The organism is Agarivorans litoreus (assembly GCF_019649015.1).
Taxonomy (GTDB): domain Bacteria; phylum Pseudomonadota; class Gammaproteobacteria; order Enterobacterales; family Celerinatantimonadaceae; genus Agarivorans; species Agarivorans litoreus.
Window position 1 is genome coordinate 3376065 of sequence record NZ_BLPI01000001.1, and the last position, 20159, is coordinate 3396223.

The following is a 20159-nucleotide window of genomic DNA, read 5'->3' on the forward strand; positions in this document are numbered from 1 at the left end:
GGAAGTACTATGGCGGCAAACGCTAAATATGATCTTGAATGTAAACACCTCTCGAAGCATTTCTCAGAATTTACAGCAGTAGATAAGCTTAATTTCTCAGTTGAGGCTGGCTCGTTTTTCTCTATTTTAGGCCCTTCTGGCTGCGGTAAAACCACCTTATTAAGAATGTTGGCTGGCTTTGAATCACCCAGTGAAGGAGAGATTCAGATCCATCAAAAGCGGGTTAACGAACTAGCGCCAAATAAGCGCCCAGTGAATATGGTGTTTCAGCACCTGGCTCTTTTTCCGAACATGAATGTGTCGGAGAACATTGCTTACGGATTAAAGCGCCGTGGTATTAAAGCCAACGAGCGACGGCATAAGATTAAAGATGTGTTAGAGCGAGTGGGCTTAGATGGCAGTCAAAACAAGCAAATTACTCAGTTATCGGGCGGGCAAAAACAACGCATTGCGATTGCCCGCAGCTTAGTACTGGAGCCTCGTTTACTGTTGCTTGATGAGCCCTTAGGCGCACTAGATTTAAAACTGCGTGAAAAAATGAAAGTTGAGCTAAAGCACTTGCAGCGCGAATTTGGCACAACCTTTATCTACATTACTCACGATCAATCTGAAGCCTTGGTGATGTCAGATAAGGTGGCGGTAATGAACAATGGCCGCTTTGAACAGGTAGCCAGTCCGCAGCAGCTGTATTATCAACCGAATACGGCGTTTGTGGCCAAATTCGTTGGCCAAACCAATGCGCATTCAGCAGTGGTGTGTGAACAACGACAAGGTGTTGCTTTACTTAAAACCGCTCGAGGTCGCCACCTGATCGTAGCGACTACTATTGATCAAGCAGAAAAGTCGCTGGTGGATGTATTTGTGCGGCCAGAAGCCATTGGAATTTGTGAAGCGGGAAGGGAAGTTCAAGCCGATAACCAGTTTGATGTAGAAGTTGAAGAATGCTTGTTTGATGGCGCAAGTTCCACCTTAGTGGTTAAAGATACTCACCATCAAGACAGTTACCGAGTGGCTCCAGGTGCCAGTTTTTCTTTGCAGCACATAGTTCCGGGCAGTAAGTTACGAATATTTTGGGATGCTAAACAAGCAATTTGTATTAGCCAAGAGGTGAAGGGTGAAAGCTAAAGGGCTTGGGTTTTACTTATTACTGCTTCCTTTTGTACTGTGGTTTGTTCTGCTTATTGTATTGCCACATTTGCAGATGCTAGAGCTGTCTTTCATCAAACGGGATTATGTGGCTGGGGACAGCGTAGGTTGGTACCAATACCAACAGTTTTTGGGCGAGCCGCTCTATTGGCGAACTTTGTTGCGCACTGTGTGGATGTCGTTGTTAGCCACTTTCATCACCTTGCTGGTAAGTTTTCCGGTGGCCTTTTTCATTGCTAAGGTAGCGCAAGGTAAAGTTAAACGTTTGCTGTTGTTAAGTTGCTTGCTGCCTTTCTGGGTCAGTGAGTTAGTGCGCACTTACGGTTGGATGATATTGCTACGTGAATCTGGTGTGATTAGCCAAGGTTTAATGGCTCTGGGGTTGACCGAGCAACCGATTGAATTTTTGTACAACGATGTGAGCATGTTGGTAGGGTTGGTGTATACCTCAATGTTGTTCATGGTGGTGCCATTGGTAAGCACTTTGGAGGGCTTGGATCAAAGCTTAATAGAAGCCGGTTACGATTTGGGCGGCAATGGTTGGAACGTTACTACCTCAATAATTGTCCCTTATGCTATGCCCGGTATTGTATCGGGTTGCATCATGGTGTTTATGCTTTGCCTAGGAAATTATTTAACACCGCGTTTATTGGGCGGAAAAGATAGCCTATGGTTTACCGAACAGATTTTCACTCAGTTTATTACGCGTTTTAATTGGGAGTTGGGCGCTGCCTTTGGGGTGATTTTATTGCTGGTTTCGTCCTTAGTCGTGGCGCTGGGTTTAAAGCTAAGTGGCCAATCATTTAGTCGTACTTTGGGACGTTAGGAGTGCCTTATGCTGCATCAATTACGTGGCCCTGCTAAATCCTTTTATCAGTTCTATATGGTGGGGTTTTTAGTCTTTTTGGCACTGCCATTAAGCATTGTGGCGGTGTTTGCATTTAATGATAGTTTGTTTGCGGCACTACCTTGGCAAGGCTTCACCTTGGATTGGTTTATTGGTCAAACTGAGCCTAAGCTGGGCATTCTTTATGATGATGGTTTGTTATCTAGCATTGCGGTGAGTGCTTCGATAGCGTGTTTTGTTACCTTGTTTTCCTTACTGCTTGCCACGGCTAATGCTTGGCTGTTCATTCGTTTTGATTTCCCAGGGAAGAACTGGTTATACATTGGTTTATTGTTGCCTTTAGTGATACCTGGAGTGATTTTAGGGGTGGCGATTTTAGTCGCCAGTAGCAGCTTGGCGAACAGCATTGAGAACAGCTTTGCTTGGGAGTTAGAGTGGTTGAGGCCAGGTTTTGTGTTGGTGGTGATTGGCCAAGTAGCATTTATTACCACTATTGCCACCTTGGTGGTGTTAGCTCGCTTACGTAAGTTTGATTTTAGCTTGGAAGAGGCGGCGCTAAACCTAGGGGCTAACTCTTGGGTAGCTTTTGTTACAGTGGTATTGCCGTTTCTTAGCCCCGCTTTAATCGGAGCTGCTGTGGTTAGCTTTTTAATGTCTTTCGAAAACTTTAATACTACCTTAATGCTGGTGGGGTCCGACGCGCCGCTGACTATTGCTATGTATGACCGTTTACGCGAAGGGTCAACACCAGTGCTCAATGCTGTGTCATTATTATTGATGCTTGGCTCTGCTTTTATTGCTTTGGTATCGATGTTATTTGATGGCAAAAGTAAACAGGATTAAGTTCTTAGTGTTTAAAAGATAACAACGTTTTGTTGTGGCTTATGCACTTAAATTGACGATAAAAGTTAAAAATTAGCTGCGCTGTTATTGTTTATCGCTATTGCGATTTGAGCGTGATATAACCAACAGCTCACTGTTGTACTAGGGAGTAGTTGGTGAAACACAGCAGTACCCACTCTAAAGCCTTTATTATCTTACTTGCGGGCATGATGTCGTTGGTGGCCTTGTCGGTTGATGCGATGCTACCGGCGCTGTTAGCTATTGCCGAAGATTTCGAACTGGCTAATCCCGCGCATGCCCAATGGACCATCACATCACTGTTTATAGGCCTTTCGATTGGCCAACTTGTTTATGGGCCATGGTCAGATGCAGTTGGCCGAAAACCTCCTATCTATGTTGGTTACCTACTATTTATTGTAGGTAGCATTATCTGTGTATTGTCTAGCTCGTTTGCTTGGCTTATCGCCGGGCGAGTACTGCAAGGTATGGGCGCAGCAGCGCCAAGAATTATTACTATGGCCTTAGTGCGCGACAAGTTAAAAGGCGCTGAAATGGCGCGCATTATGTCTGTGGTGTTTTCGGTATTTATTGTCGTGCCGATTTTGGCCCCCGCGGTGGGCCAAGTTATTTTAGGTTTGGCCCACTGGCGTTGGATCTTCGGCATGTTATTGCTTATGGCTATTGCTACTGGTCTTGGCTTTTGGCGGGGACAAGAAGAAACCTTAACCTTGGATAAACGTCGCCCTCTAACATTACAAAGCTTTGTAGAAGGGCTTAAGCATTTACTGCAAAAGCGCAGTGCGCTGGTTTACACCATTGTATCTGGTTTTATTTTTGGCGCTTTTATGGGTTACTTAAATAGCGCGCCATTATTGTTTATTCAACTCTACAATCAAGCCGACAACTTTGCGCTGCTGTTTGCTTTAGCGGCGATTGCCGTAGGTGTTGCATCCTTAGTGAATGGTCGTTTTGTACTTAAGTTAGGCATGCGCTTAATGATTAAGGCTGCGTTGTGGGGCTTACTTGCCCTTACGAGCGTATTTTGTTTATTACTAATAGCTAGCAGCGGAGTGCCTCCTCTTTGGTGGTTAATGGCTTATTTGATCCCAGCATTTTTCTGCATTGGTATTTTGTTTGGTAATTTAAACTCTTTAGCCATGGAGCCTTTAGGAGCAATTGCAGGAATGGGCTCGGCGTTTGTGGCGAGTATTTCTACGCTGGTGGCTATTCCCATTGGTAGCCTTATCGGCCTTAGCTTCAACCAAACTTGTTATCCAGTGGTGATCGGCTTTTGGTTAGTGGCAGCGAGTAGCTTGTTGCTAATCAAGGGCTTCGACAATCCAGATCTTAAAGGCAAGCAATCATTGGCTTCTTAAAGCATAAAATATCGTTTTTAATCTACATTAAATCAGTGGCTTAAGGAAAAACTGGAGAGTTTTTCTTTAAGCCACTGATTAGTTGTTACGGTTTGGTGTTTTAACTAATCCTGGAAATATCATTTGGTTTTAAATGTTGAATTTATAGTAATTTGTGATTCTTAATGCTGTTTGGTGTGGCGCTGGCAGCTGTTTATTATTAGTCTTAATGTTATCACTTTGTTAACCAGAGATTGAACCATGAACACTCACGCAGACTGTTTACTACAGCTAAACCATTTAAGCGGTGCCGCAGTGCACGATTTATCGTCTTCATTTGATAATCTTCCTCATACTAAGCATGCCGATGGGCAATACCGTTTACGTCGCTATTCTGTTGTTCGTATTAATGATGGAAAGGTGCAAGCTCTGCCAGGTCGGAGCTTTGTGCAAAGTGAACAGGTGAATCACTTTCAAGGCGATGTTATTCGTCAGTTTGAGGATATTGAGCAGAGCATTACTGCTTCTAAAGGCATGTATGAAATGTGTGCCCTTTTCTTGGAAGCAAATAGCTTAAGTGAACAGCAAGAGATTGAAATTCATCAAATTAGAATTGCCGCGCAGGCTTCCGATACACCAGTTGCTCCTGAAGGAGTGCATCAAGATGGATTTAGCCATATCGCCGTAGTGGGCATTCGTCGTCATAATATTGATGGTGGAGACTTCATGGTGTTTAAAGATAAACATCAAGCACCGATTATGACCTTAGCACTAGACAGTGGTGAAGTCGCGCTACTTGATGACAGTAAACTTTGGCACTATGCAAGGCCAATTCGTGCTCATCGCCCCAGTGAACCGGGCTTTATGGATGTATTTGTATTAACAGCAAAGGATGAAGCATGAGTTTTTCTGTAGAGGCTGCACGCAAGCTGTTTCCTGCCTTAAATGCTAGGGGGGATGAAGAGCCCTTAATCTATCTAGACGGGCCAGGGGGCGCGCAACTGCCCGCTTCAGTGCTGCAAGCCATGAACGATTACTTTATAAAAGGTAATTCTAATTTAGGCGGCGCTTTTGCTAGTAGCAAGCATACTGAACAGGTTGTAGAAAAAGGGAGGCAGCAGACTAAAACCTTATTGAATGCTGCTAGCGCTAATAACATTGTGTTTGATGCCAATATGACATCCTTAACCTTTAAGTTAAGTAGAGCAATAAGCCGAGACTGGCAAGCTAATGATGAAATACTGGTGACCGCACTTGATCATTATTCCAATGTGTCGAGCTGGCAACAGGCAGCTGCCGACAAAGGGGCTAAGGTGCATCAAGTGAGAATTAACCCGGCTAACTGTAATTTGGATTATGCGCACCTAGAGTCATTGATAAATTCTAATACCCGCCTTATTGCGCTTACTTATGCCTCTAATACCAGCGGTAGCATTGTTGATTTACAAAGAGTTATCCATAAAGCGAAAAGCGTAGGCGCAATGGTTTATGTGGATGCGGTGCATTATGTGCCACATCGTTTAGTGGATGTGCAACAACTGGGCTGCGACTTCTTGCTCTGTTCGGCTTACAAGTTTTTTGGGCCTCACCTTGGTATTGCTTATGTAGCCGATCCTTGGCTGGAGCTGCTCAAACCTTATAAAGTTGAGCCCGCGACTAATCTTGGTCCTGGTCGTTTTGAAACCGGCACCCAAAGCTTTGCGGCTATTGCAGGCATGAGTGCAGCAGTTGACTACTTGGCTGATTGGAACCCACAGCAAAATAAGCGAGCAGCATTAACCGCCAGTTTTGAGCAGTTTGCCGCGCATGAACAAGCTTTAAGCGAGCATTTTTTGAAGCGCTTGGCTGCCCATCCGCAAGCCACGCTTTACGGTGAGAGTAGCTTGCAGCGTGCACACATGCGCACTGCAACGTTCTCGTTGTGCTGGCCAAATACTCAGCCGCAGCAAATTGCCGCTATGTTGGGCGAGCATAATATTGCCACGTGGCATGGGCATTTTTATGCGCAAGGCATGATGGAGCAATTGGGGGTGATGGATAAAGGTGGGGTGTTACGTGTAGGTTGTATGCATTATAACACTCATCAAGAAGTGGACCGTTTGTGGGACCTTTTAGATCGTTACTGTGCCTAGTAACCTTTTTATACGTCTAAGGCTAGGTGAGCAAATAGTTCATTTAGGTCGGTATCACCTTGAAACTTAATACCCACAGCAATATGGTTATGACCATCTCGGCTTTGGCTTTTTATATTGCCTTCGATTACTGTGTCATTCTCTGGTTTGCCGGGAATTCGAATGTACACAAACACGCTATCAAGCAACAGTTTGCCATTGCTTTCTGGCCACGCCATTTTGAAGCGGCAACCACCGGCGGATAAATCGAGAATAATGCCGTCAAAGCTTAAATCGTTTTCAATTTGCTGGTCGCTCACTGAAGAACGGTGAGTGACTGTTGCAGGAATACGCGTACTTGCGCGCTGCTGTTTGCGTAGGCTAAAACGTTCTACTTCAGATGGATATTTAACAAACAATAAGTGCTTAGGGGATTTGATGATGTCGGTAATGATGCTGCGAAATGCAATACACTGACCAGCTTCTCCCTCAATGATTGAACGGATCACGCAAGCCATGCCTTCCACCAATACGTCGCCATGGCCTTGTTGGGCATATTTAGGCACAGCAAAGATAAGAAAGTTAGCGTCATCTAAGCCAATAAGCTTACATTTAATCCGTACATTACCTACTTTTACAAACTGCACATCTAAAACGTCGCCAAAACGCAATTGTCGCATTATTTCTACAACTTCTTGGCGTTGGTTAACGCGAGGGCTTGGTGTAGCTGGCAAAATAAAACTTCCTTATTACATGTTTGCTTAGAACAGGCGGCTTCCCCAGCCGAGCTTAGTTCTTAAGATCTTAAAGTAATCATAGCTTTTAGGATGAACTAGGCGCAACGGATGATTTTGTTTGCGAATAATCACTTCATCACCCGGCATTACCGGCAGTGATACATGGCTATCGCAGCTAATATGCATGTGCTCACTATTGTCATGTGACAACTTAAGTTTAATTTCGCTATCGCTGTCTACCACAATGGGGCGCGAACTTAAGGTATGAGGAAACATTGGCACCAAAGCTATTGCATCTAAATTTGGCGTGAGGATCGGTCCTCCAGCCGATAGCGAGTAGGCGGTAGACCCAGTGGGGGTGGTCACAATCAGTCCATCGGCGCGTTGGCTAAGCATGAAGTGGTCATTTATATACACCTCAAATTCTAACATGGTGGCCACTTTATCAAGGTGCAGTACCACCTCGTTTACTGCGCTATTATGGCTTTTAACTTCGTTATGGCGCAGCACTTTGGCTTCTAATAAGCAGCGTTTCTCGGTTATGAATTTGCCTTGCAATACTTCTTTTAAAGGATGCTCAAAGTTAAAGGGATCTAAATCGGTTAAAAAACCAAGGTTGCCGCGGTTAACCCCTAGCACGGCAACGTCGTAGCGCGATAATACTCGCGCTGCTCCCAACATATTGCCATCGCCTCCAACCACAATGGCTAAATCAGCTTGTTCGCCTACTTGGTTAATGCTAACCAGATTAAGCCCATCAATGCTGAGTTGTTGGCCGGTCTGCTCTTCTACCAATACGCAATATGATTGTTCAAGCAACCAATGGTAGAGCGCTGTTAAGGTATTATTGGCGCCCTCGTGGTGGGGTTTGCCAATTAAACCAATAGTGTTGAAGGTTTGAGTCATAACTTGTTGATTTAACATTGTGTTGCTAGTGATTATAACGTGTGGTTTTGCTCCTCAGCCAGTTTTATCGTGACTATCACTTGAAAGCGGCGGTTTGATCCCCATAATATGCAACAGATTTAAGTTATTTGTGAAGAATTACGGAGACCCTGCATGAGCAGTGAGCAAAACAAACCACAAGCTGAAGAAGTGGTAGCGGAAAACGAAGTAGAGCAACCAGTTGAATCGGTAGAAGCAGAGCTAGAAACTGAAGTGGAAGAACAAGCTGCAGAGTCTGCTGGTGAAGAAATTAGCGTAGCTGAGTTACTTGAGCGTTTAGCAACAGCGGAACAAACTGTGGCTGACCAAAAAGACGGTGTTATTCGCGCCAAAGCAGAAGTAGAAAACATTCGCCGCCGCTCTGCTCAAGAAGTAGAAAAAGCGCGCAAGTTTGCTTTAGAAAAGTTTGCTAATGAATTGCTGCCAGTTATTGACAACATGGAAATGGCTTTGCAACACGCTAATCGTGAAGATGAAGCGTTAACTTCGATGGTTGAAGGCGTTGAACTAACCCTTAAAACCTTAATTGATGCGGTGAAAAAATTTGGTATAGAAGTGGTTTCACCACAGGATGAAGCGTTTGATCCTGAGAAGCATCAAGCGATGGGTATGCAAGAAGTTGAAGGTGTAGCGCCAAACACTGTAGTAGCGGTTTTGCAAAAAGGTTACGAGTTAAATGGTCGTTTATTGCGTCCAGCAATGGTGATGATTTCTAAAGCAGCTTCGGTAGACACTAGCGCATAGTGTACTTTGTCGCTACATAGAAAAAGGGCTTTCGAGCCCTTTTTTTATGTCTGAATATTAGATTGATTTAAGCTCTCGATTTGGCGAATTTTTTGACCTAAGTTGCTTGGCTATGCCATTGTAGAGCTATGAATAAAAATTAATCGTATTGCTCAAAAGGTAAGCATTGCTGCAAATGGAACAGTTAGAGATTTTCGACATCCCCAATCCTTGTCGTGGTATTTGTCAAACAAATAGCCGCGGTTTGTGTATGGGCTGTTTCCGAAATCGAGAAGAACGTTTTGCATGGCAAACCTTAGCGCCTGCTCAGCAGCAGAACATATTACGGCTAACCAAGCAGCGTAGAATGCGTTTTATTCGTATGCAGCGTAAGAAGTTAGCTGAGCAACAGCAGCAAAACTCGGTGCAAAATGAGCTGCCATTTGATGAGTAAATACTGCGGTAAGTAGTAGCGGTTATCTATCACATCGGGCAATATATACCTCGCGTTATAGGGATGTGTTGTCAACTAGAGGTCGTATGAGTGATTTAAATCAGCTAATAGAGAATAACCGTAGCTGGGCTAAAAATATAAAAGAACAGAATCCAACCTTTTTCTGTGATTTGTCTGAACAGCAAAACCCTGAATTTTTGTGGATTGGTTGTAGTGATAGTAGAGTTCCAGCAAATCAGATTGCGGGGCTACCTCCGGGTGAAGTATTTGTCCATCGCAATATTGCTAATGTTGTTGTGCATACTGATTTAAATTGTTTGTCGGTTATTCAATATGCAGTAGATGTATTAAAAGTTAAGCACATTATCGTTACTGGGCATTATGGTTGCGGCGGGGTGTTAGCGTCGATGGAAAACGAACAGTTTGGTTTGATTGATAACTGGCTTCGCCATCTTAAAGATGTTTACCGTTACCATCAAGCGGAGCTGGATGCTATTGAAGACAAGAAACAGCGTGCTGACCGCTTGTGTGAGCTAAATGTTGTGGAGCAAGTTAAAAACGTATCGCAAACATCTATCGTGCAAAATGCTTGGAGTAAAGGCCAACAATTGTCGGTGCATGGCTGCATTTACTCTATACAAAACGGTATTTTAAACAATCTAGATATCTCGATATCTGGCAATAGTTAGACTGCATTATTAACGATAAAAAAACGCGGCCATGGCCGCGTTTTTGTTGGTGTTTATATAAGCCTAGGCTTTTTCGGCCGAGGCCAAGCTGGTATCTGATTCACCGTGAGGAAGATGTACCTCTTCTTCAGATAAGCCTGCTTGAGGGTTGTTGTAGGTCTCTATGTTTAAATCACCTTCCGATTTAGCTACGGCAACCGTCACCATGCTATCACCAGTAATGTTTACTGCGGTGCGCACCATATCTAATAAGCGGTCTACACCTATAATTAGCGCAATGCCTTCTACCGGTAAACCAACCTGTTGCAATACCATTGCTAAGGTAATTAAACCAACGCCCGGAACACCTGCGGTACCTACTGACGCAAGCGTTGCCGTAACAATAACCATTAAGAAATTGCCTGCGGTTAGGTCAATGCCATACACCGTTGCAATAAAGATAGTGGCTACACCCTGCATAATTGAGGTGCCGTCCATGTTGATGGTGGCGCCTAAAGGTACGGTGAACGAAGCAGTTGAGTTACGTACACCTAGCTTATGAGTAGCTGTTTCCATAGTGACTGGAATAGTCGCATTTGAAGAGGCAGTACTAAAAGCAAATACAATAGCTTCACGCATTTTCTTAATGAAAATAAGCGGGTTTAAACCAGTAAGTACTTTTAGTAGTGAAGGGTAAACCAACAAGGCATGCAGTAGTAATACAACCAATACCACCATGAAGTAGCTGAGTAAGCTAGCAATCGCGTCAAAACCAATTTCAAAGAACAATTTCGCTAGTAACGCAAATACGCCGTAAGGGGCTAGGTTCATTAAAATGGTTACTAACTTCATGATTACTACATTGAAGTCTTCAAAGTGTTTACCAATGCGCTTGCCTGGCTCACCAGAAATTGCGATTGCGATACCAAATAACAATGCAAACACGATAATTTGCAACATGTTGCCTTGAGCCATAGAGGCAATAGGGTTATCGGGGAACATATCAATGATAACTTGGCTAATACTTGGTGCTTCTTTAGCGACAAATGCCGCCTCACTGGTAAGTTCTATACCTGTACCCGGGCGCACAAGTAATGCAACTGCCATGGCTAGTGAAATAGCAATCGCAGTGGTAGCCAAATACAGTAGTACTGTTTTTCCGCCAAGGCGACCCAAACGAGCAGTGTCCTTCATTGAAGATACACCACATACTAAAGAAACAAATACCAATGGAACCACTAGCATTTTCAAGCTGGATACGAAGATTGAGCCAGCAATATTAAGAACGCCGTCAACGATGTAATCTTTGACTAAGATAGACTCAGCAAAAAAGGTTTGTAAGAACACCCCTAAGCCAATACCGGTAATCATACCTATTAGTATTTTATGAGTAAGACTCAGTTTTGAATCGTTTTTCATTTCCCTTCTCTCTGTATTTTATGCAGGATTTAACTCTGCATATAACCTAAAGTTTCGCGCATAGTATCACAGGTTATAAAAATAGCCATTTTTAGCACTGCTTTGGGTGGTTTTTGTTGGTTTTATGAACTTAATGCGTGGTGGCGTGCTCAATACCTAAGCACTCTTGAATAATTTGCTAGAATAGGTTTTTAGTGAGTTTTTTTTATTTTTTCCCTTGAAAAGCAATTTGCTGCCCCCACTTAGTTCTCAACAACGAAATATTAGTTACAACCAGAATTTGGAGAACACCATCATGGGTAGAATTATTGGTATCGATTTAGGAACCACTAACTCTTGTGTTGCAGTATTAGACGGCGATACCCCTAAAGTAATTGAGAACGCAGAAGGCGATCGCACAACTCCCTCAATTATTGCGTATACCGACGACGGCGAAACTTTAGTTGGTCAACCAGCTAAGCGCCAAGCGGTTACTAACCCAAAGAACACTGTATTCGCTATTAAGCGTTTAATCGGTCGTCGCTTTACCGACGACGAAGTTCAACGCGATATCGAAATTATGCCATTCAACATTGTTAATGCTGACAATGGTGATGCTTGGGTAGAAGTGAAAGGCGACAAGAAAGCGCCACCACAAATCTCTGCAGAAGTTTTGAAAAAAATGAAGAAAACTGCGGAAGACTACCTAGGTGAAAAAGTAACAGAAGCAGTGATTACTGTTCCTGCTTACTTTAACGATTCTCAGCGTCAAGCAACCAAAGATGCGGGTCGTATTGCGGGTCTTGATGTTAAGCGTATCATCAACGAGCCAACTGCTGCGGCATTTGCTTACGGCGTAAATAATGCTAAAGGCGACAACGTAGTTGCAGTTTACGACTTAGGTGGTGGTACTTTCGATATTTCGATCATTGAGATTGACGAAGTAGACGGCGAGAAAACCTTCGAAGTATTGGCAACCAACGGTGATACTCACTTAGGTGGTGAAGACTTTGATAACCGCTTAATTAACTACTTAGTAGAAGAGTTCAAGAAAGATCAAGGTTTCGATCTTAAGCAAGATCCACTGGCGATGCAGCGCTTAAAAGAAGCGGCAGAAAAAGCTAAGTGTGAGCTATCTTCAGCCCAGCAAACTGATGTAAACCTACCTTACATCACTGCTGATGCTTCAGGTCCTAAACACTTAAACATCAAAGTTACTCGCTCTAAGCTTGAGTCTTTGGTTGAAGAGTTAGTGCAACGTTCTTTAGAGCCTTTACGTATTGCTCTACAAGATGCTGACTTATCAGTGGGCGACATTAACGATGTAATCTTAGTGGGTGGCCAAACACGTATGCCACTTGTACAAAAAGCGGTTACGGAGTTCTTTGGTAAAGAGCCACGTAAAGACGTTAACCCTGACGAAGCGGTAGCTATGGGCGCTGCCATTCAAGGTGCAGTATTGTCTGGTGACAAAACTGACGTACTGTTACTAGATGTTACGCCACTGTCTTTAGGTATTGAGACAATGGGTGGTGTTATGACGCGTGTTGTTGAAAAGAACACTACCATCCCAACTAAAGGGTCACAGGTTTTCTCAACCGCCGACGATAACCAAAGCGCGGTAACCGTTCACGTAATCCAAGGTGAGCGTAAGCGTGCGGCAGACAACAAATCTTTAGGTCAATTTAACCTAGAAGGTATTCGTCCTGCACAACGTGGTGTACCACAAATTGAAGTAACCTTCGATTTGGATGCCGACGGTATTTTACACGTATCTGCTAAAGATAAAGATACCGGTAAAGAGCAGAAAATTACCATTCAAGCTTCATCTGGTTTGTCGGATGAGGAAATTAACAAGATGGTAAATGAAGCTGAAGCCAATGCTGAAGAAGACAAGAAGTTTGAAGAATTAGTTCAAGCTAAAAACCAAGCAGATGCACTTGTACACGGTACTCGTAAGCAAATTGGAGAAGCTGGTGAAGCACTTCCTGCTGAAGATAAAGAGAAAATCGAAGCTGCAGTTAGCGAGTTAGAAACCGCTAGCAAAGGCGAAGATAAAGCAGAGATCGAAGCGAAAACTCAAGCTTTAATCGAAGCGTCTCAAAAACTAATGGAAGTTGCACAGCAACAAGCACAAGCGAATGCCGGTCAAGCTGACGCAGAGCAAGCTGCTCCTGCCCAAGACGACGTAGTTGATGCTGAGTTTGAAGAAGTGAAAGACGACAAAAAGTAATTTGTCTAAGCACTTTTAGTAAGTAAATAACGGGCGTTGTGTGAACAACGCCCGTGTGTCTATCAAAAGCCATTACTTTCAACTGGTTTGGTTGCGAGAAGTAGAACACCCATTATGTCAAAACGTGATTATTACGAAGTTCTTGGTCTAGGCAAAGATGCCAGCGAACGAGACATTAAAAAAGCCTATAAACGTCTGGCGATGAAATTTCACCCAGACCGTACCAAAGGTGATAAAGCTTCTGAAGAGAAATTCAAAGAAGTGAAAGAGGCTTATGAAGTACTAAGTAATCCTCAAAAGAAAGAAGCTTACGATCACTATGGTCACGCAGGGGTTGATCCAAACCGCGGCGCTGGTGGTTTTGGTGGCGGACACGGCGACTTTGGCGACGCATTTGGCGACATCTTTGGTGATATTTTTGGTGGTGGACGCGGTGGCGGCGGTGGTCGTCGTCAGCCTCAGCGTGGCTCAGATCTTCGCTACAACTTAGAGTTGAGCTTAGAGCAAGCTGTTAAAGGTGTTAAGAAAGAAATTCGTGTACCTACTCTAGTGCACTGTGAGCAGTGTAATGGTAGCGGCGCTAAAAAAGGCTCTACGCCAAAAACTTGTGGTACCTGTCATGGTCAAGGCCAAGTACAGATGCGTCAAGGCTTCTTTGCTGTTCAGCAAGCTTGTCCTACCTGTAAGGGTAAAGGCTCAATTATTTCTGATCCTTGCCATAAGTGTCATGGCGAAGGTCGTTACGAGCGCTCAAAAACTCTATCAGTTAGCATCCCTGCTGGCGTTGATACTGGTGATCGCGTTCGTTTATCAGGTGAAGGTGAAGCGGGCGAGAGCGGTGCTCCAGCCGGCGATTTATATGTACAAGTACATGTTAAAGAACACCCCATCTTTAAGCGTGAAGAAAACAACCTTTACTGCGAGGTGCCAATTAGCTTCACCTTGGCTGCTTTAGGGGGCGAGATTGAAGTGCCTACTTTAGATGGTCGAGTTAATCTAAAAGTACCTAACGAAACGCAAACTGGTCGCATGTTTAGAATGCGAGGCAAAGGCGTTAAATCGGTACGTGGTGGCCCAATTGGCGACTTAATCTGCAAAGTAATCGTAGAAACGCCGGTTAAGCTAAACGAAACCCAAAAGCAGCTACTTAAAGACTTTGAGGAAAGCTGTGGAGGCTCTGCTAGCGGCAAGCACAAGCCTAAAGCCGAGGGGTTTTTCGATGGAGTTAAAAAGTTTTTTGATGACTTAACCAGTTAATTAAAAAACCTAAAGAAAAGCGGCTATTAGCCGCTTTTTTTATGCTTACTATAAATACATAGTGCCCAATTATCAGCGTTTAAAGTGGCCCATTGACTATGCTATCCTTTGAAAAAATCATTAGGTTGCATGATGATAAGTCTTGTTTTAGGTGGCATTAGAAGCGGCAAAAGTTCTTGGGCTGAACAGCAGTTCCAAAGGAACAGTGAGCAGAAGCCAGTATATATTGCTACTGCGATGGCGAGCGATGAAGAAATGAGCCAACGGATTGCTCATCATCAATCTTTACGAAAGGCTACCTTTGAGACACATGAGCTAGATTTCACTGGTGAGGCATTAAGCGAAGTATTACTCTCCTATTCCAGTAGAAGCCGGCCAATATTGTTAGAATGCATGTCTACTTGGTTGGGGTGGTGGCTATGTACCAATAAATCTGTAGAGCAGCAGTTAGTTGATATTCAACAGCAGTCTTGTGCACTGCTGACATGCTTAGATGAACTGAGCAGTGATGTGGTTATCGTGAGTAACGAAGTGGGTTTGGGCTTGGTATCAGACAACGCTATGGGTCGTAGGTTTGCCGATGAACTTGGGCGACTAAACCAAGCCTTAGCGGCAAAAGCCGATAAAGTAGTATTTGTTAGTGCTGGCTTACCGCTAGTATTAAAGGAGTGATTGCCTAAATAGGCAGTAATGAAATGGAATGCATGAATGAATAAGATCTTAAAAAACGCCATTATAGTTAGCTCTATTGCTGCTTTGCTTAGCTGCTCTGCTTCTCCTACCGGGCGTAAACGGGTATTGCTTTATGATGACTCAAAGATGAGTGCCTTAGGTGCGCAATCTTTTGAAGAAATTAAAAAGCAGGAAAAGATCTATACCGATAAAGCCACTAATGATTATGTTGCTTGTGTGTCTAATGCGGTTACTGCTGAAATCCCCGGTCACTATGGTGATGAAGATTGGGAAGTCGTAGTATTTGATTCTGAGCAAGTTAATGCGTTTGCATTGCCAGGTGCGCATGTTGGTGTATATACCGGATTAATCAAGGTGGCCGAAACTCCAGATCAGTTGGCGACGGTTATAGGCCATGAGATAGCTCATGTTTTAGCGGAGCATAGCAACGAGCGGTTATCGCAAAACCAAATAGCGGGAATTGGTACTGCGGTTGCTGCTGTTGCAATTGGCGTAAGTGACGATGTAAAACATAAGGGAGCCGCTATGGCTGCACTTGGTTTAGGAGTGCAATACGGCGTGTTACTGCCCTATGGTCGTACCCAAGAAAGCGAAGCAGATTTAATGGGCTTAGACTTAATGGCCAGCGCCGGTTTTAATCCTCGCGCGAGTGTCGCTCTTTGGCAAAATATGGCTAAAGCGGGTGGTGGTTCAGTCCCCGAGTTTTTGTCAACTCACCCTTCAAATCAAACGCGTATTGCTGATTTAGAAGAACGTATGCCGCGTGCCATTCAACTAGAAAAGCAAGCCATTGCCCAAGGCAAAAACCCTCAGTGTATTCGCCCTGCCAGTTTTGATACTAAAAATATCTCTAAAGAGCCAGATATTGATAAAACTAGCTAGTCTTAGTGATGCCGAAGACATCTGCCGGGTTCAACGACGAAGCTGGCAGCATGTCTACTCTCAGCAACTCATTGCCGATATGTTTCAAGCCCTACCATTTGAACTGCATCAGCAACTGTGGCTGCAACGTCTTAGCTGTGAAGAAAACCAAATCTGGGTATTAAAAACGACGGGCATACAGGGTTTTTTAATGCTGGAGAAGCAAGCGCCAGAGATTGAATTAGCGGCACTGTATTTACAACCGGATGTCATTGGCCAAGGCTGGGGCAGAGCCTTATTGGAACAAGCTTGTCAGAGCACTGCGCAGAAGGATGTGTACTGCTGGGTGATGCAAGATAACCCGCATGCACAGGGCTTTTATCGCCATATGGGCTTTAAATTTACTGGTGAGCAACGCCAAGTAGAATTTGCCAGCAGTTACTTTGTTCAAAAAAAGGCGCATTTAGCCGCAGACCAACGGTTTTTCTAGTGACTTTGTGGTAATCTTTTGGCTCTTTTTAACGATCAGAATTAAGAGTTCAAATGAGCGATAAATATCAAGGCGCAGCAGCGCAAGCAAGTTACGGCTACGGCCTTCAAATTGGTGAGCAAATTGAGCGTGCAGCATTCGACGGCTTAGAAGTGAATGCAATGCTTGACGGTATTCGTGACGTAATGCAAGGCGCGCAACCACAGCTTGATGAAGCAGTTATTAGTGCGGCTTTCCAAGAAATTACTAAAGAAATTGAAGCAAAAAAAGCTGAGCAACATAAAGAAGCAATGGCTGAAGGCGAAAATTTCTTAGCTGATAACGGCAAACGCCCAGAAATTAACAAAACAGAATCTGGTCTTCAATACGAAGTATTAGTTGAAGGTGAAGGCGAATCGCCAAGTGCTAGCAGCAAAGTACAAGTTCACTATGAAGGCACCTTAATTTCTGGCGAAGTATTCGACAGCTCTGTACAGCGTGGTCAACCTGCAGAATTCCCTGTAAATGGTGTAATTAAAGGTTGGACTGAAGCGCTACAACGCATGAAAGTGGGTGACAAATGGAAGCTGTACATTCCTCAAGAGCTTGCTTATGGCTCTCAAGGTGCAGGTGCAGCAATTCCTCCTTTTGCAGCCCTAGTATTTGAAGTTGAGTTACTAGCTATTCTTGGCTAATAGTAATTTCAATTAATAGAAGCCGGCTTTAAGCCGGTTTTTTTATGCGCCAAAGTTGTGCGTGGCTGTTCTAAGTTAGTGAATTTTATGAAAAAACACGAATACTCCTTTAGGGGTAATTGTGTTTGTAAGTTAATGATTTTTGGTGTTAAAAAAATGTGATCTAGATCTTGGCACATCCTTAGCTACTCCCTAAGTGTTATCACAAATTAGTTACTTCCAACTGGGTATTAGGAGCAGGGAATGCAGAAATCAGCACCATTAAGCTTACAAAAAATCATTAAGACGACCATCGCCGCTGCAGTGGTATCGGCCAGTTTTATTGGCTTCAGCCATGCAGAAGTGGGAGAGCCAGAGAAGGAAGATCTTAAGTTTGGTTTTATTAAACTTACCGACATGGCTCCACTTGCAGTGGCGTATGAAAAAGGCTACTTCGAAGACGAAGGATTGTATGTTCAGTTAGAAGCGCAAGCTAACTGGAAAGTATTATTAGACCGCGTAATTACCGGTGAGCTAGATGGCGCTCACATGTTGGCTGGTCAACCTTTAGGTGCCACCATTGGCTTTGGTACTAAAGCCGACATTATTACAGCGTTCAGCATGGACTTAAACGGTAACGCAATTACCGTATCAAACGATATTTGGGCACAGATGAAACCGCACGTGCCACATAAAGATGGTAAGCCTGTTCATCCAATTAAAGCCGATGCGCTTAAGCCGGTAGTGGATAGTTACGTCGACCAAGGTAAGCCATTTAACATGGGCATGGTATTCCCAGTGTCTACACATAACTACGAGTTACGTTACTGGTTAGCTGCTGGTGGTATTCACCCCGGTTACTACGCGCCGCACAAAGGCGATACCTCTGGCAAAATTGATGCTGATGCGCTGTTGTCTGTAACGCCACCTCCGCAAATGCCATCAACCATGGAAGCTGGCACTATCTACGGTTACTGTGTGGGTGAACCTTGGAACCAACAAGCCGTATTTAAAGGCATTGGTGTTCCAGTTGTTACCGACTATGAGATTTGGAAAAACAACCCAGAGAAAGTGTTTGGTGTAAGTAAAGGTTGGGCTGACGAATATCCAAATACCCACATTCGCGTAGTGAAAGCAATGATTCGTGCAGCTAAGTGGTTGGATGAAGAGAACAACAAAAACCGCCCAGAAGCCGTTAAAATTCTCTCTAAAAGCCAATATGTTGGTGCCGACCACGACGTAATTGCCAACAGCATGACAGGTACTTTTGAATACGAGAAAGGCGATAAGCGCGAAGTGCCAGACTTTAACGTATTCTTCCGTTACAACGCGACTTACCCATACTACAGTGACGCGATTTGGTACCTAACGCAGATGCGTCGCTGGGGACAAATTTCTGATAACAAACCAGACTCTTGGTATATGGATATCGCTAAGAAAGTATATCGCCCAGACATTTACGCAATTGCCGCGAAAGAGCTAATTGCTGATGGTGTGATTGATGCTAGCGAGTTTCCTGATTTTGCTACCGAGAGTGGCTTTAAACCGCCACAAAAACATTTCATTGATAACATTGTTTACGATGGTTCAAAACCCAATGCGTATCTTGAGAAGTTTTCGATTGGCCTGAAAAAAGACGACAAGATCTAAGCCGAATCGTTATTGAGAGCGGCCGGGCTTAAGGGCCCGGCATCGAGATTTGCAAAAGGAGTTGTAGAGATGAAAGACAAGTTAATTCACTCTTTAGAAACTGTAGGATTAAGCCCTATGGTACCCGTGGTTCGTTTGGCTAGCGGTGAAAACCCAAAGCAGCAATGTACCGAAATATTTGAACGAATAGGCCTGCCTATTTTGGCCATTGCTTTGTTCTTGTTGTTGTGGAGTGTATCAGCGGCAAAAGTACAAACTAGCCTAGGAACCTTGCCTGGCCCAGCTCAAGTTTGGGAGCAATACCAAGGCTTAGTGGTAGAGCATAAAGAGGAGCGTGCGAAAGAAGAGGCCTTCTATGAACGTCAAGAAGCTCGCAATGCGAAGAAGCTGGCTAAAAATCCTGATGCAGAAGTAAAAATACGGCCTTACACTGGCAAGGAAACCTTCTTTGACCAGATACTTACCAGTTTATATACGGTATTCACCGGCTTTATACTTGCCAGTTTAATTGCTATCCCAATTGGGGTTGCCTGTGGTTTGAATAAAAAACTCTATGGCGCGGTTAGCCCGATTATCCAGATTCTTAAACCGGTTTCGCCATTAGCATGGTTACCAATAGTTACCATGGTGGTGAGTGCGGTTTATGTAAGCAGTGACCCAATGTTTTCTAAGTCATTCGTGACTTCGGCCATTACAGTAACCTTATGTTCGCTATGGCCAACACTAATTAACACCGCGACGGGCGTTGCATCTATTGATAAAGACTGGTTAAACGTTGGGCGAGTGATTCAGTTACATTGGTCTAAGCAAGTGACCAAAATCGCCATTCCAGCTTCTCTGCCAATGATATTCACTGGCTTACGTATCTCACTCGGTATTGGCTGGATGGTACTTATTGCAGCAGAAATGCTCGCGCAAAACCCTGGCCTAGGTAAATTTGTGTGGGATGAGTTTCAAAACGGTAGTTCTAACTCACTAGGGCGTATCATGGTGGCAGTAGTAGTCATTGGCTTAATTGGTTATGTACTTGATTGGTTAATGGTAAGCCTACAAAAAATTATTTCTCATTCAAGCCCAGAAAGTGCGCGATAGGAT

Annotated in this window: 20 protein-coding genes; 17 read left to right on the top strand and 3 right to left on the bottom strand. The window is 43.9% G+C overall.

Going from position 1 to position 20159, the window contains the following annotated elements; genetic code table 11:
- Positions 1 to 9: 9 nt before the first annotated feature.
- From K5L93_RS15545 to K5L93_RS15570, 6 genes are all read left to right on the top strand, one after another.
- Entirely contained in the window at positions 10 to 1125 is a 1116-nt protein-coding gene (locus K5L93_RS15545) for an ABC transporter ATP-binding protein (RefSeq protein WP_220720654.1), read from the top strand.
- Positions 1115 to 1972 (top strand): ABC transporter permease, encoded by an 858-nt coding sequence (locus K5L93_RS15550; RefSeq protein WP_220720655.1) that lies wholly within the window; start codon positions 1115 to 1117, stop codon positions 1970 to 1972. Before K5L93_RS15545 ends, K5L93_RS15550 begins: the two co-directional genes overlap by 11 nt.
- A gap of 9 nt (positions 1973 to 1981) precedes the next feature.
- A complete protein-coding gene (locus K5L93_RS15555; protein ID WP_220720656.1) occupies positions 1982 to 2836 on the top strand; it encodes an ABC transporter permease in 855 nt (284 codons plus the stop codon).
- A 155-nt stretch (positions 2837 to 2991) separates the two neighbouring features.
- Positions 2992 to 4212 (top strand): multidrug effflux MFS transporter, encoded by a 1221-nt coding sequence (locus K5L93_RS15560; RefSeq protein WP_220720657.1) that lies wholly within the window; start codon positions 2992 to 2994, stop codon positions 4210 to 4212.
- Between the two features lie 240 nt (positions 4213 to 4452).
- Positions 4453 to 5094: a 2OG-Fe dioxygenase family protein gene (locus K5L93_RS15565; protein ID WP_220720658.1), complete on the top strand. Its 642-nt coding sequence runs from the start codon at positions 4453 to 4455 to the stop codon at positions 5092 to 5094.
- Entirely contained in the window at positions 5091 to 6323 is a 1233-nt protein-coding gene (locus K5L93_RS15570; protein WP_220720659.1) for a cysteine desulfurase-like protein, read from the top strand. The genes K5L93_RS15565 and K5L93_RS15570 overlap by 4 nt, the downstream gene beginning before the upstream one ends.
- An 8-nt stretch (positions 6324 to 6331) precedes the next feature.
- Here the strand turns inward: K5L93_RS15570 and K5L93_RS15575 are convergent, their stop codons facing one another.
- Together K5L93_RS15575 and nadK are read right to left on the bottom strand one after the other, a co-directional pair.
- Positions 6332 to 7036, bottom strand: a complete 705-nt coding sequence (locus K5L93_RS15575) for a flagellar brake domain-containing protein (protein WP_220720660.1) — start codon at positions 7034 to 7036, stop codon at positions 6332 to 6334.
- Between the two features lie 27 nt (positions 7037 to 7063).
- Positions 7064 to 7945: an NAD(+) kinase gene (nadK, locus tag K5L93_RS15580; protein WP_220721535.1), complete on the bottom strand. Its 882-nt coding sequence runs from the start codon at positions 7943 to 7945 to the stop codon at positions 7064 to 7066.
- 153 nt (positions 7946 to 8098) lie between these two features.
- On the opposite strand from nadK, the gene grpE reads away from it, so the two are divergent.
- The 3 genes from grpE to can all read left to right on the top strand — a co-directional run bounded on the left by grpE (position 8099) and on the right by can (position 9850).
- A complete protein-coding gene (grpE, locus tag K5L93_RS15585; protein ID WP_220720661.1) occupies positions 8099 to 8728 on the top strand; it encodes a nucleotide exchange factor GrpE in 630 nt (209 codons plus the stop codon).
- 175 nt (positions 8729 to 8903) lie between these two features.
- Positions 8904 to 9161 carry a DUF1289 domain-containing protein gene (locus K5L93_RS15590; protein WP_220720662.1) on the top strand — a complete coding sequence of 86 codons (258 nt, stop codon included), beginning with the start codon at positions 8904 to 8906 and terminating at the stop codon, positions 9159 to 9161.
- 86 nt (positions 9162 to 9247) lie between these two features.
- Positions 9248 to 9850 carry a carbonate dehydratase gene (gene can / locus K5L93_RS15595; protein WP_220720663.1) on the top strand — a complete coding sequence of 201 codons (603 nt, stop codon included), beginning with the start codon at positions 9248 to 9250 and terminating at the stop codon, positions 9848 to 9850.
- A gap of 63 nt (positions 9851 to 9913) precedes the next feature.
- On the opposite strand, the gene K5L93_RS15600 is transcribed toward can, so the two are convergent.
- The gene (locus tag K5L93_RS15600; protein WP_220720664.1) at positions 9914 to 11248 is read right to left on the bottom strand and encodes a dicarboxylate/amino acid:cation symporter; all 1335 of its coding nucleotides are present in this window, start codon (positions 11246 to 11248) and stop codon (positions 9914 to 9916) included.
- Between the two features lie 295 nt (positions 11249 to 11543).
- On the opposite strand from K5L93_RS15600, the gene dnaK reads away from it, so the two are divergent.
- From dnaK to K5L93_RS15640, 8 genes are all read left to right on the top strand, one after another.
- A complete protein-coding gene (dnaK, locus tag K5L93_RS15605; protein WP_220720665.1) occupies positions 11544 to 13460 on the top strand; it encodes a molecular chaperone DnaK in 1917 nt (638 codons plus the stop codon).
- A 114-nt stretch (positions 13461 to 13574) separates the two neighbouring features.
- On the top strand, positions 13575 to 14717 hold the full coding sequence (dnaJ, locus tag K5L93_RS15610) for a molecular chaperone DnaJ (protein ID WP_220720666.1): 1143 nt from the start codon (positions 13575 to 13577) through the stop codon (positions 14715 to 14717).
- Positions 14718 to 14849: 132 nt separating this feature from the next.
- Entirely contained in the window at positions 14850 to 15389 is a 540-nt protein-coding gene (cobU, locus tag K5L93_RS15615; protein WP_220720667.1) for a bifunctional adenosylcobinamide kinase/adenosylcobinamide-phosphate guanylyltransferase, read from the top strand.
- Positions 15390 to 15425: 36 nt separating this feature from the next.
- Entirely contained in the window at positions 15426 to 16292 is an 867-nt protein-coding gene (locus tag K5L93_RS15620) for a M48 family metallopeptidase (RefSeq protein ID WP_220720668.1), read from the top strand.
- Complete coding sequence (locus K5L93_RS15625) at positions 16276 to 16761, top strand: GNAT family N-acetyltransferase (protein WP_220720669.1); 486 nt, start codon at positions 16276 to 16278, stop codon at positions 16759 to 16761. The genes K5L93_RS15620 and K5L93_RS15625 overlap by 17 nt, the downstream gene beginning before the upstream one ends.
- A 53-nt stretch (positions 16762 to 16814) precedes the next feature.
- Complete coding sequence (bamJ, locus tag K5L93_RS15630; protein WP_016402394.1) at positions 16815 to 17435, top strand: BamJ family beta-barrel-assembly machinery protein; 621 nt, start codon at positions 16815 to 16817, stop codon at positions 17433 to 17435.
- Positions 17436 to 17678: 243 nt separating this feature from the next.
- The gene (locus tag K5L93_RS15635; RefSeq protein ID WP_220720670.1) at positions 17679 to 19064 is read left to right on the top strand and encodes a CmpA/NrtA family ABC transporter substrate-binding protein; all 1386 of its coding nucleotides are present in this window, start codon (positions 17679 to 17681) and stop codon (positions 19062 to 19064) included.
- Positions 19065 to 19133: 69 nt separating this feature from the next.
- The gene (locus K5L93_RS15640; RefSeq protein WP_220720671.1) at positions 19134 to 20156 is read left to right on the top strand and encodes an ABC transporter permease; all 1023 of its coding nucleotides are present in this window, start codon (positions 19134 to 19136) and stop codon (positions 20154 to 20156) included.
- Positions 20157 to 20159 lie beyond the last annotated feature (3 nt).

Coding starts and splice junctions, on each gene's coding strand:
- K5L93_RS15545 (WP_220720654.1), top strand. CDS start 10: ATGGCGGCAAACGCTAAATATGATCTTGAATGTAAACACCTCTCGAAG.
- K5L93_RS15555 (WP_220720656.1), top strand. CDS start 1,982: ATGCTGCATCAATTACGTGGCCCTGCTAAATCCTTTTATCAGTTCTAT.
- K5L93_RS15565 (WP_220720658.1), top strand. CDS start 4,453: ATGAACACTCACGCAGACTGTTTACTACAGCTAAACCATTTAAGCGGT.
- K5L93_RS15570 (WP_220720659.1), top strand. CDS start 5,091: ATGAGTTTTTCTGTAGAGGCTGCACGCAAGCTGTTTCCTGCCTTAAAT.
- nadK (WP_220721535.1), bottom strand. CDS start 7,945: ATGACTCAAACCTTCAACACTATTGGTTTAATTGGCAAACCCCACCAC.
- grpE (WP_220720661.1), top strand. CDS start 8,099: ATGAGCAGTGAGCAAAACAAACCACAAGCTGAAGAAGTGGTAGCGGAA.
- K5L93_RS15590 (WP_220720662.1), top strand. CDS start 8,904: ATGGAACAGTTAGAGATTTTCGACATCCCCAATCCTTGTCGTGGTATT.
- can (WP_220720663.1), top strand. CDS start 9,248: ATGAGTGATTTAAATCAGCTAATAGAGAATAACCGTAGCTGGGCTAAA.
- K5L93_RS15600 (WP_220720664.1), bottom strand. CDS start 11,248: ATGAAAAACGATTCAAAACTGAGTCTTACTCATAAAATACTAATAGGT.
- dnaK (WP_220720665.1), top strand. CDS start 11,544: ATGGGTAGAATTATTGGTATCGATTTAGGAACCACTAACTCTTGTGTT.
- dnaJ (WP_220720666.1), top strand. CDS start 13,575: ATGTCAAAACGTGATTATTACGAAGTTCTTGGTCTAGGCAAAGATGCC.
- cobU (WP_220720667.1), top strand. CDS start 14,850: ATGATAAGTCTTGTTTTAGGTGGCATTAGAAGCGGCAAAAGTTCTTGG.
- K5L93_RS15620 (WP_220720668.1), top strand. CDS start 15,426: ATGAATAAGATCTTAAAAAACGCCATTATAGTTAGCTCTATTGCTGCT.
- bamJ (WP_016402394.1), top strand. CDS start 16,815: ATGAGCGATAAATATCAAGGCGCAGCAGCGCAAGCAAGTTACGGCTAC.
- K5L93_RS15635 (WP_220720670.1), top strand. CDS start 17,679: ATGCAGAAATCAGCACCATTAAGCTTACAAAAAATCATTAAGACGACC.
- K5L93_RS15640 (WP_220720671.1), top strand. CDS start 19,134: ATGAAAGACAAGTTAATTCACTCTTTAGAAACTGTAGGATTAAGCCCT.